This window comes from Psychrobacter aestuarii, assembly GCF_904846035.1.
GTDB lineage: Bacteria > Pseudomonadota > Gammaproteobacteria > Pseudomonadales > Moraxellaceae > Psychrobacter > Psychrobacter aestuarii.
Map to the genome: position 1 here is coordinate 1,930,209 of NZ_CAJGYT010000001.1, position 16,980 is coordinate 1,947,188.

Consider the following 16,980-nt stretch of genomic DNA (forward strand, 5'->3'; position numbering starts at 1 on the left):
TACAACAACAGACGATAGGGCACCGCGCCATATAAGGACAACCATGACCGAGACTGATTTTACTGCTGATTTGACCTTGCATCCTGAATTTGCGCTGATTGAGCATCGCCATATCGAGGCGCTGTCGATGGATGTGCTGATTAGCCAGCACAAGCAAACGGGCGCAATGCACTACCATTTGGCGCATCCAAGTGACGAAAATGCCTTTTTGGTCGGCTTTCGCACCCAGCCGATGGATTCTAAAGGCGAGGCGCATATCCTAGAGCATGTGGCACTGTGCGGCTCAGAAAAGTTCCCAGTACGCGACCCGTTTTTTTCGATGATTAAGCGCTCGCTAAATACCTTTATGAATGCGATGACCGCCGCCGATTGGACGGCGTATCCGTATGCCACGCAAAATAAAAACGACTACTTTAACTTGCTATCCGTGTATTTGGACGCGTCATTTTTTCCCAATATTCACCCGCTGGACTTTGCTCAAGAAGGCATCCGCGTGGAGCTGGACGAAAACGATAAGCCGCAGTTTAAAGGCATTGTGTTTAATGAAATGAAAGGCGCGATGAGCGGCGAGATTGACCAGCTGTATCATGCGGTCGCGCATCATCTGTTCCCGACCACGACCTATCACTACAACTCAGGCGGCGACCCTGCGGACATTCCTGACTTGACGCACAGCGAGCTGGTGGCATTCCACGAAAGCCATTACCACCCGTCAAACAGCGTGATTATGAGCTTTGGTAATATTCCTGTGCAGGAAACCCAAGCCAAACTGCATGACGATGCTTTAGCGCGCTTTGAAACGGGCAAAAAGCACGTCTCACGCCCTGAGCAGCGCTTGTCAGCACCGATTACCGCGACTGAGACTTACGGCGTGGACGAAGCGGGCGCGAACCAGACGCATCACGTGTTGGCGTGGCTGCTACCGAGCATCACCGACCCTAAGCAGCGCTTGGCACTGCGTCTGTTAGAGGGCGTATTGATTGAGCATGCAGGCTCGCCACTGCGCGCGTATTTGGACAGTCATCCCCTTGGCAAAGCGCCCAGTCCGCTACTTGGTTTGGACGACAGCCATTATGAAATGGTGTTTTATACAGGATTGCGCGGCTCTGAGCCTGAGCACGCCGAAGCGGTCGAGCAGGGTATTTTAGACTTGCTAAACCAAGTTGCCAGTGCGCCGATTGATGATGAAGTCATTGAAACCATTTTGCATCAGATTGAGATTGACCAGCGTCATATTGGCGGTGACAGCATTCCTTACGGACTGAACTTGATGCTCGAAGGCTTTAGCACCGCTGTGCATGATGGCAATCCGATTGATGTGTGGGCGGTGGATGAACATCTGGCGTGGCTGCGTGAGCAAGTCAAAGACAAAGATTGGCTGCCCAACTTGATTAAGACGCACCTGATCGATAACACGCACCGCGTGCGCGTGAGCTGTGTGCCTGACAGTGAAAAATCAGCACGCCAAGCCGCCGCCGAGCAAACGCGCTTGGACACCATCGCCGCGAACCTCACCGACGATGACAAAGCGATTTTGCGTCAGCAAGCGCTTGACTTGGCAGCGCGTCAAGCAGCGCCTGATGATTTGAGCCTATTGCCAAAAGTCGGCTTGGAAGATGTGCCAGAAGACATCCAATGGCAAGACGGCAAGCGCACGACCGTGAACCTAAGCGGACGCGACAGCAGTCTGTTTGAATATGAAGCGGGCACCAATGGTTTGTATTATTATCAAGTGATTGTGCCATTAACCGCGCCACTTGCAGGACATGACAATGTCGGTGATTTGCCCGCCAATGACGTGATTAACCATCCGCTATTACCGATTTATCTCAGTCTGTTATCGGAGCTGGGCACTGACAGCATGAGCGCGCACGAGATGCAGGCAAAGCAAGCCGCGCATTCTTCAGGTGTGACCGCGCGTATCAGTCAGCGTACCAGCGTGGATGCGCGTAATGATATTAACAGCTACTTTGTGGTGGCGACGCGCGCATTAAACCGTAAGCCAAACGCCATCGACTTGTTAAAAGAAGTGATGGAGCACAGTGTCTTTAGCGAGCACAGCCGTATTAAAGAAATCTTGCAGCAGCGCCAAGCGGGCTGGCAGTCGCGTCTGGCAAGTGCAGGTCACGCCTACGCGATGCAAACCGCGAGCCGTGGTATGAGCCGCCAAGCGCACCTTGAGTATGTGCGTAGCGGTCTGCCTGCGTTAAACGCGTTAAAAGGCTTTTTGAATGAAGCGGATAACGATGACAGCGTGTGGGACGACTTGGCGAGTGGTTTAATGGCACTGCATCAACGCTTGATTCATTTGCCCAAGCACGCGCTACTGATTTGCGAAGCCGAGCAAACGGACAACTTGCGCGAGCGCATTATTGACAGCTGGCAGTTGGATGCGCCTGTAGCGTATAGCGGCGCGGACATCAATCAAGACGTGCCTGAAGTGTTTAAGCTGCCGCTAGATGCCGCTTTGTCAGGCGACAACGTAGAAAGTGACAGTGCAGATAGCAACAATGAAGACGCCCAAGCAGTACAACCTGTGACCGACAGCGCGTGGCTGGTGGCGACCAATGTCTATCACAATGCTAGCGTGTACGCCGCGCCGCCTGCGGACAGCGAAGATACCGCCGCTTTGATGGTACTTGCGCCATACTTGCGTAACGGCTATTTGCACAGCGCGATTCGTGAGCGTGGCGGGGCGTACGGTGGCGGGGCAGGCTATGACGCCAACGCCTGCGCCTTTAAGTTCTTTAGCTACCGCGACCCGTACTGCGCGGAGACCTTTGAGCACTTCACGTGCAGTATTGATTGGTTGTTAAATGAGCCGCAAACTGAGGCGCAATTAGAAGAAGCCATCTTGGGCATTATCTCAGGCATGGACAAACCCGGTTCGCCAGCGGGTGAAGCGGTCAAGGCATGCTTTGCCGATTTGCACGAGCGTAGCGCCGATTGGCAACGCAAAATGCGCGCGCTTATCCTTGGGGTGACTATTGATGACTTGCAGCGCGTGGCACGCAAATACCTGCTCGACCAGCCGCATGTCCGCGCCGTACTTGCGCCGTATGACAAAGAAGCGCATGTCCGCGAGCTGGGCTTTGAGGTCAATAAAGTCAAAAGCTAATTTTGCTTAATTAAGTTGTTTAATAAAAAAAGCCAAGCGTGATGCTTGGCTTTTTTGTGCGTGCTTATTTTTACTGTGTTTTATTTATCATAAAGATGATTAATTACACCTAATACCGCTTAATGCTTTTGTCTTTGCTGATGCGGTCTTGATGCACAGGGTAGCTGGCGCGGCTATCATGTGTAACGCGGTCATTAAAGTAGCGCTTGAGCGTGCGTTTGACCGCTTCAAAGGCGACATCATCCCACGGAATGTCCACTTCATCGAACAGCGCGCATTCTAGGCTCTCAACCCCAGCGCCATACGCGCCGTCTTTTAGGTCGGTCAAGTAAATGATATAAATCTGCCCAATATCAGGAATGTCATAGATGCAGTACAGTTGCGGGTTGATGGCGGTGGCGTCCGCTTCTTCAAAGCTCTCACGCGCTGCGCCCTCGGCGATGGTCTCGCCATTTTCCATAAAACCTGCAGGTATCGTCCAATAGCCGTAACGCGGCTCGATAGCACGGCGGCAGAGCAATATTTTGTCTTCATGTACCACCAGCGTGCCGCAGATGATTTTGGGGTTTTCATAATGGATGTAGCCGCAGTTTGGGCAGACCAAGCGCGGCATGTTGTCCATTTCAGGGATTTTGTATTCGGCCTCGTGACCGCATTCTAAGCAATAGCGCATACGGGCTACCTTTTAGCAAAAATAAAAATAAGCCCCATTGTAGCGCAAATGTTGGGCATGCATAGGGACTTCCTGTGACAAAGGGTGGCGCTTTTTATCGCGCTTAGCCATTGGTAATCATGCCGCCATTAACGTGAATCGTCTGCCCTGTGACAAAGCTGCTGTCACTTGAGGCTAAAAACACATACGCACCGCCCAGCTCATACGGCTGCCCGATACGTCCCATCGGTGTGGTCATGGATGTGATAATGTCTTTATCAAAGTCCTTAAACGCCTTTTGGATTTCGGTGGCGATAGGACCAGGGGCGACTTGATTGACACGAATGCCGCGCTCCGCAAGCTGCAAGGCAAGCGCGCGGGTATAGCCGACGATAGCGCCTTTGGTTGCGGTGTAGGGCACGAGCACGTCATTACCGACAAAGGCATTGACCGAGGTGGTGTTAATCACGCTGCTGCCTTTTTGCATGTGGGGCAGTGCGGCGCGAGTGGTATAAAAAATCCCTGCCATATTGACATCAAAATGCTGTTGCCAGTCGTCATCGCTGATGTCGGTCAAATCGTTATACGGCTTTTGCATGCCTGCATTGTTGACGAGCACATCCATGCCGCCCCACGCATCAACCACTTGTTGCACCGCATCTTTGCAGCTGTCGCTATCACTGGCATTGTTTTGAATGACCAGCGCTTCGCTGCCTTCGGCTTCGATGCCTTTTTGTGTCTCATTGGCTTGCTCTTCATCGCTGTGGTAAAAAATCGCGACTTTTGCGCCCTCGCGTGCCATGTGTAGTGCCACCGCGCGCCCGATACCGCTATCGCCACCTGTGATGATGACGCGCTTGTCTTTGAGCTTGTCCGCGCCTTTGTAGTCGTCGGTGATGTATTCTACGTCAGGGAGTAAGTCGTCGAGATGGTCTGCCATGAGGGTTTTCCTTATCGGTTTTATTATTAATAGAAAGTTATTGGTATTTGCAGGCTTGGCGCGTATTTTTTATAAAAACTTTATTGGTGTCGCTTTAAGCCAGCAGTAGCAAGCGTAGCACGCACAGACTTGAGGCAAGGCAGTTTGTTGCTACGGTGCGTTACTGCGCGTAGCGGCGATGTAAAAGCAGCAAGATATCTACAACACGCGCGCCATTTATGCTCAACACAGATACGCGGATGATTCAAATTGCGTTTTAGGCTATGCTAAAGAGCACAGAAAAACATATAAAAATGATAAGGAGTAGGGCATGCCGCTTGAGCACTCACCACGTTTTGATGAATTGAGCGTTGCTTTGCCGCAGCATATCGAGCAGCCGATACTCAGACAAATGACTGCAAGGCTCCAGCAAAGGCTACTCGGCACGGCGGACATCCCAAGCCATGAGAATGAGACCAGCGACATCTCGCACAGCGCGCAAATCTTAGCGCGTTTGTATCAGACGCCCATCGCCGATGCGTCGATTTTGGTCGCCATCACCAATGAGGCACGACCGCGCTTGTTATTAACCCGCCGTGCTGGGCACTTGAACAATCATGCAGGCGAGGTGTCGTGCGCGGGCGGCAAGCATGACGCAGGCGATGGCAATAATGTGGTGACCGCGCTGCGCGAGGCGAGTGAGGAGACTGCGTTGCCCGCAAGTCGCGTGCATATCATTGGGCAGCTGCCGCCGCAAGAGTCCAAAAAAGGGCTGAGCGTGCGTCCTATCGTGGCACTGATTGACGCTGATTTGGTACTCGTGCCTGAGCTTGGCGAGATTGCGCGGATATTTTGGGCGGATTTTGAGGCGCTGCTTGCCGCGCCGACCGTAGAGTACACCGTGCCTTATACAATAGGTGAGCAAAATATGACACTGGTGACGCCCAGCTGGCAGGTCGATGGCGAGACTGTCTGGGGTCTGACGGGGCGTGTACTGGCAAGTCTGATGGAGATTGGTTTTGATAGGGAGTTTGACTGGTATTACCGCCGTCCTGCCAGTGCCCGCGATTGAGTCTACTCTTCATGCGCTAGCGGTTGGCGCGCCAAAGCACTCAACAGGACAGCACGGTACCTTAGCGTTTTTATGACAAGTATTACTGATAATACTTGTCGTTTTGTTTGAGCCACCAGTTCATGTTGTCTTGGCGTTTGGCACGAAAGCGCTCCAGCTTGTCCGCAACTTTATCGTTGCGCTGGCGCGCGGTGTCGAGGGCAAAGAGAATCGGTACGGAGGACAAGACACCAAAGCGCAGTTTGGGTTTGGGTAAGTCCAAGCCATCACCGATATCATCGCCGACCAGCGTACGCGTCACGCTGGCATTGACCTGCTCGACAAAGCGCCCGCGCCGATTGTCTTCACCCATGATTTGGCTGGGCAAGTCGTGCAATGCCTTTGCCAAAGGTCGCCCCATCTTAAAGTCCAGCTGCTGTATCGACAGATAGCTGTACAGCCATTCCCAGCAGGCGGTTTCGTCCTCGGGCAAGCGCTTGATGTCCACACCCAGCCAATAGCTGGCAAGGCTCCAAAGGTGCAATATTCCCGCTGCTTCCTCTTTACTGATACGTGCGCCCAAAAGCTGCAAACCGCGCATAATAAGCAAAGAAAACTGCAAATGCGTCGCCACCATGTCGGTTTGATTGATGGGTATGCCCCAGTAATCGGTATTCCATGTGGGCGTAGCGCCGTTCGCCAATGCCGCCGCGCTCGGCGTCTCGTGCAGTAGCTGACGGCGCACCACGCTATGAATGTAGCGCACCTGAATCGACTGTCGCCAGCCCTCGCTACCAATCGCCAGTACTTGTGACAGGGGCGCGTCCGCTTGTTTTTTGAGGGCAGGATATTCCGACACTGCCAAAATATAGGCATAGGTGCGCATCAGTCGCGGTAGCGCGTCGTGTACCAGCGCTCCTGTTTGTATGAGCGGTAAGGATAGGGCAGGAATGCTATAGCCCGCCATCAATGCCACATTGCGCAGCAGCCAAATCAGCATCAGCGGATAGCGGCGATAAGCGGTCGCGCCGATTTCGGCAAGCTTAGGGTCGAACCACTCAGGATGCGCGGAGAATTGCTCGGTCAATGCCGCAAATTCAGGCAGCGCCATATACTCGTGCGTGTCAATATCGCCTGCCGCCATTTGCTGCAAAGGCTTAATCACAGGCAGCCGCTGCATACACAAACTGTCCATCAACCCATCGCCAATATCATAGCCTGCCGCCATATCGCTCAACAGTGCGGGCGAAACCACGAAATCCTTGGGCAACAAAAAGCGCTTGATACGGCGCAGTACTTGTAAATCACTGTGGTCATCAGGACGTGTGGTGCGCCCGTGGCGTAAGTAACACGCAGCATCAACAGAAGTATGAGCAGTCGGCATAATCAACGCAGCCTATGAAAAGTAAAAAAGGATAACAAGGTGAGCCCTAAATAGCAGGCATAAAAAAACGACCGAGGCACAGGGCGTCGGTCGTTTTTTGACAATCTAGAGCGCACAGCCGTCGACTATCAATGTAGCATCATCGCTACGCAATGTCATTAATGACGCGTCAAGTCCACCGACGTGGTGTTCACATTGTCTTTTAGCGTCAGCTTGAGCATCACATAGCCTGCGATACCTGAGATGATTGAGCCCATAATGATGCCCAAGCGCTCATCGAAGCCAGGCGTCTCGCCGCCAAATGCCAGACCGCCGATGAATAAACTCATGGTAAAACCCACACCGCAGAGCAGCGCCGCGCCATAGATTTGTTTAAAGTCCATACCGCTTGGCATTTTTGAGATACCAAGTTTAAAGATAATCCAGCACATCAGCATCACGCCGACTTGTTTACCAATAAACAGACCTGCCGCGATGCCGAGCGGTACAGAATGGAACAGCTCGGCAACGCCCGCGCCTTGCAAAGAAATACCCGCATTGGCAAAGGCAAAAATCGGCAAAATACCAAAGGATACCGTGTTCTGTAAGTCGTGCTCCAGCTCCTCAAGCGGTGAGTGCTCAGGGTCGGTGCGGTCAAACATCGGAATAAACAGCGCCAAGACCACACCCGCAAGCGTCGCGTGAATGCCTGATTTGAGTACCGCAATCCACATGATGATGCCGATAAGCAAATAAGGGGTGATGCTGGTCACGTTGCGGCGGTTTAGTAGATATAAGAACGGTAAACACAGACCCGCAATCGCCAATGAGCCGAGCGACAAATCACTGGTATAAAACAGTGCAATGATTAAAATCGCGCCAATATCATCAAAAATCGCAATAGATACCAAGAACACTTTGAGCGAGTTGGGTACTTTGTTACCCAATAGGCTTAAAATACCAAGAGCAAAGGCAATGTCGGTCGCCGCTGGAATCGCCCAGCCTTTTAGATAATGCGCGTCATGGTAGTTAAAGAACACATACACCAAAGCGGGCATAATCATACCGCCAACCGCCGCGCCTGCAGGCAGAATAATCTGCTTGACGTTCGACAGCTCACCGACCAAGACCTCGCGTTTTAGCTCCAAGCCGACCAAGAAAAAGAACACCGCCATCAGACCATCATTAATCCAGTGGTGCGCATCTTTAGCAATGGCAAAATCACCAATACGAACGGAGACAGGCGCATGAATAAAGGCTTCGTACCAATCATGTAGTGGCGTGTTCGCGATAATCATCGCAGCGATAGCGGCGAGAGCCAAAACAATGCCACCTGCTGCCTCGTACTCAAAAAACGCCTTAACCCTTTGTATTGCCATATCATCCTCATTTGCTAAATACTAAAAAATATTGCCATCTTTATCCTGTGCCGTCCGCCATCACAAAAGGGATGTCCGCACGCCAGATAAAGGAGTTTTGTCTACTACGGCATCCGTTGCGCGTAGCCGATGTCTTAACAAACACCGTTATAATGGTTGTAAAATCCGTCAAACCCTTGACCCATTCTTGATATCATACCCCATTGTTACGCTTAGGTACGTATCAATGGCGTAGTCTCGTAAGCCTTGTCCCAAGACCCTTGGCGAGGACGACCAAAACGCATCGTTCACCAAAAGTTTGCTCATTTTGCTGTGCAATTTATATCAAAGCTGTTACCTTTTAGCATAATTTTTTTTATAAGGCTAGCAATATGGACATCTCCTTATCATTAGACATCATTGCTATGCTGGTTGTCGTCGCCGCTGTGGCGGGCTTTATTGACGCCATTGCAGGGGGTGGTGGGCTGCTCACCATACCCGCAATGCTGCTGGCAAACATCCCACCCATCCTGACCTTGGGCACCAACAAATTTCAGGCAGCATCGGGCGCGCTTGCCGCATCCATCACCATGATAAAAAAAGGCGTGGTCAAGCCAAGCCAAATGAAAACTGCGATTGTTGCCGCATTTTTAGGCTCAGTTATCGGTACGATAGCGGTACAGCTCTCCCCACCTGACATGCTAGAGACCGTCATTCCTTTCTTGATTGCGGCGATTGGTATTTATACCTTGTTTGCGCCAAGCCTTGGCGATGTGGAAGCAGAGCCGCGCATCAGTGAGGGCAAATGGCAAAAAATCGCCGTGCCCTTAGTCGGTGCCTATGATGGCTACATCGGTCCTGGGACGGGGATGTTTTTTGCGCTCGGCAATGTGGCACTGCGCGGTCGCCAAATCATCGAGGCGACAGGCACCGCTAAGGTATTGAACCTATCTACCAATATCGGCTCGCTTATCTTTTTTATTTTGGGTGGCAAGGTATTGTGGGTCGTTGGCTTTGCCATGCTGGTTGGGCAGACCATCGGCGCGTACTTGGGCTCGCATATGGTGGTCAGAGGCGGCAGCAAGCTGATACGCCCTGTGATTGTGCTGGTGTGTTTGGCGATGGTCACCAAATATGTGATGAGTGAATAGCGGCTTTTTCTTATGTCTCATACCCATGAACAACCATAAAAAAAGCCACCAATACGTTGGTGGCTTTTTTATTGCATGATTGACTAACGAGCGGTTAAACGCCGTTGGCATTAGGGACGATTTTCGTACTCGCTGCCCATTTTGCCATCGTGGAATACCGCTGACAGCTCACGCTCGCTGTCTTCGTCGATGTGACCATCATACACGTCTTTTGAACCTGCATCAGGGTCGTTATACACGGCAAGGTCGAGCTTGCTTTCAGATTTGGCTACGATAGCCGTTACTGCCGCATCACCGCCGACGTTCACTGCTGTACGTAGCATGTCTAGAATACGATCCACACCCAAGATGAGACCAATACCTTCGACAGGCAAGCCGACTTGCGCAAAGACCATCGACAGCATAATCAGACCCACACCAGGGACGCCTGCCGTACCGATAGAGGCGAGTACCGACATCAAGATAACGATAAGATAGTCCACAACGCTCAAATCTACGCCGTAAATATTGGCGATAAAGATGGTCGCTGTACCCTGCATGATGGCCGTACCATCCATATTGATAGTTGCACCAAAGGGAACGGTGAACGACGCGACCGAGTTATCAACACCCATACGCTTGGTGACGGTACGTAAAGTAATCGGAATCGTCGCGTTTGAGCTTGAAGTACTGAACGCAAAAATCTGTACTTCACGCATTTTGGTCAAGAACGTGCGTATAGAGAGTCCTGAGAACAGCTTTAAGATAATCATCATAGTGACAAAGAAGTGGAAGGCAAGCGAGCCAACCAAGACTGCCATATAGCTAAGTAGTGACAAAATCAACTCAAAGCCCAGCTCCGACATGGCTTTGGCAAGTAGCGCAAAGACACCATAAGGGGCTAGGTTCATAATGATGGTCACCATCTTTAGGATGACTTCGTTAATCAGCTCTAGGCTCTGTACCAACCCCTTAGCAGGTTTGCCCACCATCAAGATACTGACGCCAAGCAAGATGGCAAAGAAGATGATGGAGAGCATATCGCCGTTAACCATCGCAGCGATGGGGTTTGATGGGACGATGTTTGAGAATACCTCTAGTAGCGGCGGCGCTTCCTTGGCTTCAAAGGCAGCATCAGTGGCGATGTTCATACCTGAGCCGATACCAAACAGCGAGCCCAAACCAATGGCGGTGGCAATCGCAAGGGCGGTCGTTACCATATAGATAAAGAAAGTCTTGGTACCGATACGTCCGAGCAAACGGATGTCACCAATACCACAAACCCCGCAGATGAGCGAGACCAGTACTAAGGGTACGACCAGCATTTTTAACGAGTTGACGAAGAGTGTGCCGACAATGGCAAAAAAGCCGTTGGTGATGTATGTATTTACAAAGCCGCCTTCACCATTGAGGTTCAGCCCGTTTATCACCAGACCGACGATGATACCGAGTATCATGGCAACGATAATCTTGCCCGTGAGTCCTAAATTTTTCCACATAATCCATATCCTTGGTCATGCATAACAGCGGTCAGCAAAAAGGGCAATAAAGAGCGTATCTACCCATGCCTGCGACACTGCGGTTATGTCTGTAACATTCTTTTGACAATCACTTACGTCAATTGCCCGCGCCACTATAAAAGCATTCACAAAACAACTGCAAGATTTTTTTGAAACTCGTAAGTTTTTTTCATCACAAAGTGACAGCCCGCTTAATGTAAGTCCTTTTAATTAGGGAGGTGGTACGTTATGGCCGATGTTTAGCAAGAAAATCCTTATTTATATCAGCAAGTTTTTCTTGTTAAACAGGCAGCCATACGCTTATATATATTCAATCATTGTGCATAGCCGTTTACTTGACTATACATTCAATATGTCTATTATGTTACGCCTTTTATATCGTAGGATAAACAAAAGTTTTTTTGTTAATGCGTAAAAGGCAGAACTGGCAAGGGCTGGACGGCATAAAAAAGCGCGCCAGTGGTTAGCGCGCGCTCTAAAACAATCCTTGCTAAGCCATAAAAAGACAGATGACTTTACAGGCAATAGCGTTAGCTACTTGCGTGGTGGCGTATCATCTTCCCCATCGGCTTCTGTAGTAGGGTCGTCATACGCATCGTCGTCCAGCGATGCGTGGTTGCGTCCCATACGCTCGCTTAAGGTCGATTCGGCATCGCGGTAACGGTGCGCTAGCGCTTCCTCATCAGGATTGGACTGGTTAAAATTGGTTTGCTGCGCGGCATCTGCTGGCGAGCGTTGCTGATTTTGGGTTTTGACATCGCCATCAGGCTCATAGCCGTGGTTGGGGTTTTCATCGCCGCTGTGCGTCTCAGGCACTTTTGGAGGGAGCGAGTCTTGATAATCACGTTTGCGCTCGGCGTAGTCGGTCAGCTGATACACTGCATTGTCTAGGCTGTGCGGGTTGGGGCGCTCTAGCGCGTTGGTCAGCTGTGCATCGAACACATCGGTCAAGAGCGCATCAAAGCGCATGGCGTTGTATTCAATCAGCACTTCGGCTTCTTCTTCGGTAATAAAGGCTTGCTGGCTGGCGGCAACCACATGGTCTTCAAAGCTCAAACCTGCAAACTTGCCTTGATGCTCCGCCTTTTTAAAGCGCTGCCACAGCGGCTCGACACCAATCAATGACTGATAGGCATTCTCTAGGCGACCTGTAACGTCATCGGGATTGGTGTTGTAGTACACCATGCCTTTGAGATAGTCGCGAAAAGGGTTGTCCGCGCCATCGGTCATAAACACATCACCCAGCTGACGCTTAAGCTCATCGCTGACAGGGCTAAAGATGCGACCCGTCGGGAACGTCACAAAGCGCACCACTTTGGCGGCCATACGGTTCGGGAAGTTGTCAAAGAACGCCAAAAAAGCCTCTTGAATGGTGTATAAGCTGTTGTCTAGCGCTACGCGTGCGTGCAAGCGCTCCGCTTCTGACTGACTGCCATGCTGATAAAATTGCAAAATGGCGGTGACAATAAACAGGTGCGCGTGAATATCTGCAAGACGCCCTGAAAGCATCTCTTTACGTTTTAAATCGCCCGCGAGCAAGCCGAGCGCCATGTCTGCTGTCAAAGCAAAGCCTGCGCTCAAGCGGTTGACGTGCTGATAGTAGGGGCGGGTAAACTTGTTGGCAAAGCGCGGTACTTTGTTGCTGCCGCCTAGATAACCTGCGACAAAGGCTTTTGCGCCACGGTTAAAGGTGTAGCCCAAATGCTTAAAAAATAGCGTATCAAAGTCTTTGAGGGCAGCAGACTTGTCCTCTTGCTGTAATAGCTGCAGCTCATCGAACAAGTACGGATGGCAGCGCATTGCCCCTTGACCAAAAATCATCAAAGAGCGGGTCAAGATGTTCGCGCCTTCGACCGTGATGGACACAGGAATAGACTGATAAGAGGTCGATAAAAAGTTGCGCGGACCCATCTGAATGGCGCGCCCGCCGACCACGTCCATACCGTCATTGATGATGTCGCGCATGGTTTCGGTGGCGTAATATTTTGCCATGGCGGTCATGACCGATGGCGTGCCGCCTTGGTTTAGCCCGCAGGTGACCAAATGACGAAATGCCTCTAGCATATAGGTTTGGCTCGCCATACGGCTGGTCACGTCTTGCACGCCTTCAAACTTACCGACCGAGATTTTGAACTGCTCGCGCACTTTGGCAAACGCGCCGACATTCAGATACGCCATTTCACTGGCGGCGGTCGATAACGCAGGTAAGGAGATACCGCGCCCAACGCCCAAGCATTCCATTAGCATGCGCCAGCCGCGCCCTGCATTGTCCACGCCGCCGATAATGTAATCGAGCGGAATGAATACGTCCGTACCATCGACTGTACCGTTCATAAAGGGCGAGCCGCTTGGATAATGACGCGCCCCTGTAATCACGCCGTCATGGTCGGCAGGAATCAGCGCGCACGTGATGCCGTAGTCGCTTTTTTCATCGTCACCGAGCAGCCCTTCAGGGTCATAGAGTTTAAACGCCAAGCCCACAACCGTAGCAATCGGCGCAAGCGTAATCCAGCGCTTTGAAAAAGTCATGCGCAGACCGAGCACGTTTTGTCCTTCATGCTGACCGATGCACACCACGCCCGTATCAGGAATCGCGCCTGCGTCCGAGCCTGCCTCAGGTCCTGTCAAACCAAAGCACGGAATCTCATCACCTGAAGCAAGACCAGGCAGCCAGCGCTCTTTTTGTGCGTCCGTACCATAGTGCATGAGCAGCTCGCCAGGACCGAGCGAGTTGGGCACCATGCAGCTGACGGCGGCAGTAGGTGAGCGCGAGGCGATTTTACTCATGATGCGGCTTTGCGCGTAGGCGCTAAATTCAAGCCCGCCATACTCTTTGGGAATAATCAGACCAAGCAGTCCGCTGTCTTTAATAAACTGCCAAATATGCGGCGGCATGCCTTGATAGGTGTGCTGAATCTCCCACTCATCGAGCATCGAGCACAAGGTTTCTACTTCGTTGTCAATAAAGCGCTGTTCTGTCTCGGAGAGTAGCGGATAAGGATAATCGGCAAAGGTCTTCCAGTTGGGCGCGCCCATGAACAGCTCTTTTTCCCACCAGCTGGTGCCTGCGTCCAAGGCTTCGCGTTCGGTGTCGCTCATGCTCGGCATTGCCCCTGCCAGCGCCTTATACGTGGGCTTAGTGATGAGCGATTGGCGAATGGGGTCAATCAATAAGGTGAGACACAATAAAATAATCGGCACACCGACAATCAGCGCCCACGGACTGATATAGATGGTCAGCAGTACGGCAATAATCGCCAGTACGCTGCCTGTGGTACGTGACAAGGACAGCAAAAAGATGACCAAGACGACGGCAAGCTGAATGAGGACTGCTAAAATAAATAAGCCAATCGCCATGATTGTCTCCCTAACAAAGCATGAATAAAAACCAATAACAGACGCGCTGAGCGTGCGTCACCCGCTTTTTTTAATGATGAACAACACCGTGTGATAACCTATAGCGCATCTATTGGCCATTATGTAGGTTACTGTGAGGATTATAATATAATTATTCACAATCGCTGAACAATGTTGTCATAAAATAAGGTTGCCCTAAGTAAGAGTAACACTATGTAAAAATGGTCGACGCTTATCAAGAGCAATCATGCTACGCTGTGTCGAGAATCTGTATCAATAGCCATGCTCACTGGCAAAAGTCGATTTTCTGCATACGAAAACACATCGTTGCGCCCCACAATAATATGGTCAACGAGCGTCATGTCTACCAGCGAAGCGGCTTGTGCCAAGCGCTCGGTCAAGTGGGTGTCGGCGGCTGAGGGCATAGCGTCTGTGTGCGGGTGGTTGTGCGCGACAATCAGCTGTGTGGCACTGTGGCTGAGCGCATGGCGCAGCACTTCTTTGATACACACCGAGCAAGACGACACCCCACCGATAAACAGCTTTTCAAAATTGAGCATCTGTAGCGCATTGTCGAGTGACAACAGCGCAAAGACTTCGCGCCGCTCGCGCCGCAGCTGGGTGCTAAGATACGACTTGACCACCTCAGCATGGGCAAAGTTTGGCTTCGCTTTGAGCTGACTGCCCAAATAGCGCGTACCCATCTCAAGTGACGCTATAATCTGTGCGTACTTGGCAGGGCCGATACCATGGCAGGCAAGCACCGTCTCTTGCGGCGCGCCAAGCAGCTCCGCCAAACTGCCAAACTCCTCAATCAATGACCGCGCAAGCTCAATAGCCGATAACGACGCTGTACCCGTGCGCAAAAATATCGCCAGTATCTCAGCATCACTCAGATGCGCTGCGCCCAAATTCAGCAGCTTTTCGCGCGGGCGGTCGTCTGCATGCCAGTCTTTGATTGCCATAAGCGTGTCTCAACAAGCGAATAAAATAAACCATAAGACCAGAAAGTATGACAATTTGCACAATAAATGTCGATAAACGACTTCAAAAAAACCGCGAATAAAACCTTACCCAATACAAAGCATAATTGATACTATAGACGCTCTTTTTTGCGTATTCCTATCTGTGTGAACCTTGCTATGCCAACAACCAATATTTTACTTGCCATCACAGGCGGCATCGCGGCCTATAAATCGGCTGTTTTTGCCCGTTTATTAATCAAAGCAGGCTTTGATGTGCGTGTGGTGATGACCACAGGCGCACAGGCGTTTATTACCCCTTTGACCTTGCAGGCGCTGACGGGCAATGAGGTACACACCTCTTTATTGGATGAGCGCGCAGAAGCAGGCATGGGACATATTGAGCTTGCCAAATGGGCGGACCTTGTGGTGATTGCGCCTGCGTCTGCCAATACACTGGCACGCCTTGCGATGGGGGCGGCAGATGATTTGTTGACCACAGTATGCTTGGCAACCACCGCCCCTGTACTGATTGCCCCAGCGATGAACCAACAGATGTGGGCGCACCCAGCGGTACAGCTGAATGTGACCACAATGCGCGATTTGAACTACCACATCATCATGCCTGAGAGTGGCGAGCAGGCGTGCGGCGATGTGGGGGCAGGGCGCTTGCCTGAGCCCGAGCAGCTGCTCGCGCAAGTGCTGCACTTTTGCGTCCAGCAAGCGACGCCGCAGGTCTTGGCAGGTAAGCGTGTGGTGATTACCGCAGGTCCGACCATTGAGGCGATTGACCCTGTACGCTATTTGTCCAACCACTCATCTGGCAAGATGGGCTTTGCCTTAGCACGCGCCTGTATCGCGGCAGGTGCTGAGGTGGTGCTGGTCGTTGGCGGTAAAGTGGCATTAGAGACGCCGATTGGCGCGACGCGTATTGATGTGCGTGATGCTGCCGAGATGCTGGCGGTCAGTGCAGCATGCGTCGAGGGTACTCACCCTGCGCTGCCGTGCTGCGATGATGAGCATGACCACGACCACGACCATCATCATGACCACGACCACCATCACCATCATGATGACACCCCGCGTCCCGCCGATATCTTTATTGCGACGGCGGCAGTGGCGGACTATCGCACCCGTGACGCTGCGCCGCAAAAGATTAAAAAGACCCAAGACACCATGGCGCTTGAGCTGGTCAAAAACCCCGATATTCTAGCGACCATCGCGGCGAACTATCCTGATTTGTTCGTGGTGGGCTTTGCGGCAGAGACGCAAGATGTCGAGCATTATGCGCGCGGTAAACTGGTCGCCAAAAAGCTCGATATGATTGCCTGTAATGATGTGTCACGTACCGATATTGGCTTTGCCAGTGATGACAATGCCATGCGTGTGTTTTTCGCTGAGCGTTACAACAAAGCCGCCGTCACCTTGGATAAAGACAGTAAAGCAAATATCGCGCAAGCGCTTGCCGCGCTTATCGGTGCGCTGCTGCCCGAGCATACGCCGCAGGTAACCTGCACGCATTAATCTTTTACCCTATCGTCCGCCTAAGG

General features: G+C 51.6%; 11 protein-coding genes. 4 read left to right on the forward strand and 7 right to left on the reverse strand.

Annotated features, from left to right (window positions below; genetic code table 11):
* Positions 1 to 43 precede the first annotated feature (43 nt).
* A complete protein-coding gene (locus JMW05_RS08180) occupies positions 44 to 3,118 on the forward strand; it encodes an insulinase family protein (protein WP_201504811.1) in 3,075 nt (1,024 codons plus the stop codon).
* Positions 3,119 to 3,227: 109 nt separating this feature from the next.
* Here JMW05_RS08180 and JMW05_RS08185 read toward each other — a convergent pair whose 3' ends face one another.
* The gene (locus JMW05_RS08185) at positions 3,228 to 3,791 is read right to left on the reverse strand and encodes an NUDIX hydrolase (RefSeq protein ID WP_201504812.1); all 564 of its coding nucleotides are present in this window, start codon (positions 3,789 to 3,791) and stop codon (positions 3,228 to 3,230) included.
* A 103-nt stretch (positions 3,792 to 3,894) separates the two neighbouring features.
* Positions 3,895 to 4,710, reverse strand: a complete 816-nt coding sequence (locus JMW05_RS08190) for an SDR family oxidoreductase (RefSeq protein WP_201504813.1) — start codon at positions 4,708 to 4,710, stop codon at positions 3,895 to 3,897.
* A gap of 310 nt (positions 4,711 to 5,020) precedes the next feature.
* Here JMW05_RS08190 and JMW05_RS08195 point away from each other — a divergent pair, with 310 nt between their 5' ends.
* Positions 5,021 to 5,761 (forward strand): NUDIX hydrolase, encoded by a 741-nt coding sequence (locus JMW05_RS08195; RefSeq protein WP_201504814.1) that lies wholly within the window; start codon positions 5,021 to 5,023, stop codon positions 5,759 to 5,761.
* An 82-nt stretch (positions 5,762 to 5,843) separates the two neighbouring features.
* Here the strand turns inward: JMW05_RS08195 and JMW05_RS08200 are convergent, their stop codons facing one another.
* Both JMW05_RS08200 and nhaA read right to left on the reverse strand, forming a co-directional pair.
* A complete protein-coding gene (locus JMW05_RS08200; protein WP_201504815.1) occupies positions 5,844 to 7,124 on the reverse strand; it encodes an oxygenase MpaB family protein in 1,281 nt (426 codons plus the stop codon).
* Between the two features lie 158 nt (positions 7,125 to 7,282).
* On the reverse strand, positions 7,283 to 8,482 hold the full coding sequence (nhaA, locus tag JMW05_RS08205; protein WP_201504816.1) for a Na+/H+ antiporter NhaA: 1,200 nt from the start codon (positions 8,480 to 8,482) through the stop codon (positions 7,283 to 7,285).
* Positions 8,483 to 8,853: 371 nt separating this feature from the next.
* On the opposite strand from nhaA, the gene JMW05_RS08210 reads away from it, so the two are divergent.
* Complete coding sequence (locus JMW05_RS08210) at positions 8,854 to 9,612, forward strand: TSUP family transporter (RefSeq protein ID WP_201504817.1); 759 nt, start codon at positions 8,854 to 8,856, stop codon at positions 9,610 to 9,612.
* A 110-nt stretch (positions 9,613 to 9,722) separates the two neighbouring features.
* Here the strand turns inward: JMW05_RS08210 and JMW05_RS08215 are convergent, their stop codons facing one another.
* The 3 genes from JMW05_RS08215 to radC form a co-directional block, all read right to left on the reverse strand.
* Positions 9,723 to 11,090 (reverse strand): dicarboxylate/amino acid:cation symporter, encoded by a 1,368-nt coding sequence (locus JMW05_RS08215; RefSeq protein ID WP_201504818.1) that lies wholly within the window; start codon positions 11,088 to 11,090, stop codon positions 9,723 to 9,725.
* Between the two features lie 555 nt (positions 11,091 to 11,645).
* Complete coding sequence (locus JMW05_RS08220; RefSeq protein WP_201504819.1) at positions 11,646 to 14,468, reverse strand: acyl-CoA dehydrogenase; 2,823 nt, start codon at positions 14,466 to 14,468, stop codon at positions 11,646 to 11,648.
* A 245-nt stretch (positions 14,469 to 14,713) separates the two neighbouring features.
* Entirely contained in the window at positions 14,714 to 15,433 is a 720-nt protein-coding gene (radC, locus tag JMW05_RS08225) for a RadC family protein (protein WP_201504820.1), read from the reverse strand.
* A gap of 177 nt (positions 15,434 to 15,610) precedes the next feature.
* On the opposite strand from radC, the gene coaBC reads away from it, so the two are divergent.
* Positions 15,611 to 16,954: a bifunctional phosphopantothenoylcysteine decarboxylase/phosphopantothenate--cysteine ligase CoaBC gene (gene coaBC, locus JMW05_RS08230; RefSeq protein ID WP_201504821.1), complete on the forward strand. Its 1,344-nt coding sequence runs from the start codon at positions 15,611 to 15,613 to the stop codon at positions 16,952 to 16,954.
* The last annotated feature ends 26 nt before the right edge of the window (positions 16,955 to 16,980 follow it).

Excerpts from the sequence above, each read along its gene's own strand:
- JMW05_RS08180 (WP_201504811.1), top strand. The coding sequence starts at position 44 with ATGACCGAGACTGATTTTACTGCTGATTTGACCTTGCATCCTGAATTT.
- JMW05_RS08185 (WP_201504812.1), bottom strand. The coding sequence starts at position 3,791 with ATGCGCTATTGCTTAGAATGCGGTCACGAGGCCGAATACAAAATCCCT.
- JMW05_RS08190 (WP_201504813.1), bottom strand. The coding sequence starts at position 4,710 with ATGGCAGACCATCTCGACGACTTACTCCCTGACGTAGAATACATCACC.
- JMW05_RS08195 (WP_201504814.1), top strand. The coding sequence starts at position 5,021 with ATGCCGCTTGAGCACTCACCACGTTTTGATGAATTGAGCGTTGCTTTG.
- JMW05_RS08200 (WP_201504815.1), bottom strand. The coding sequence starts at position 7,124 with ATGCCGACTGCTCATACTTCTGTTGATGCTGCGTGTTACTTACGCCAC.
- nhaA (WP_201504816.1), bottom strand. The coding sequence starts at position 8,482 with ATGGCAATACAAAGGGTTAAGGCGTTTTTTGAGTACGAGGCAGCAGGT.
- JMW05_RS08210 (WP_201504817.1), top strand. The coding sequence starts at position 8,854 with ATGGACATCTCCTTATCATTAGACATCATTGCTATGCTGGTTGTCGTC.
- JMW05_RS08215 (WP_201504818.1), bottom strand. The coding sequence starts at position 11,090 with ATGTGGAAAAATTTAGGACTCACGGGCAAGATTATCGTTGCCATGATA.
- JMW05_RS08220 (WP_201504819.1), bottom strand. The coding sequence starts at position 14,468 with ATGGCGATTGGCTTATTTATTTTAGCAGTCCTCATTCAGCTTGCCGTC.
- radC (WP_201504820.1), bottom strand. The coding sequence starts at position 15,433 with ATGGCAATCAAAGACTGGCATGCAGACGACCGCCCGCGCGAAAAGCTG.
- coaBC (WP_201504821.1), top strand. The coding sequence starts at position 15,611 with ATGCCAACAACCAATATTTTACTTGCCATCACAGGCGGCATCGCGGCC.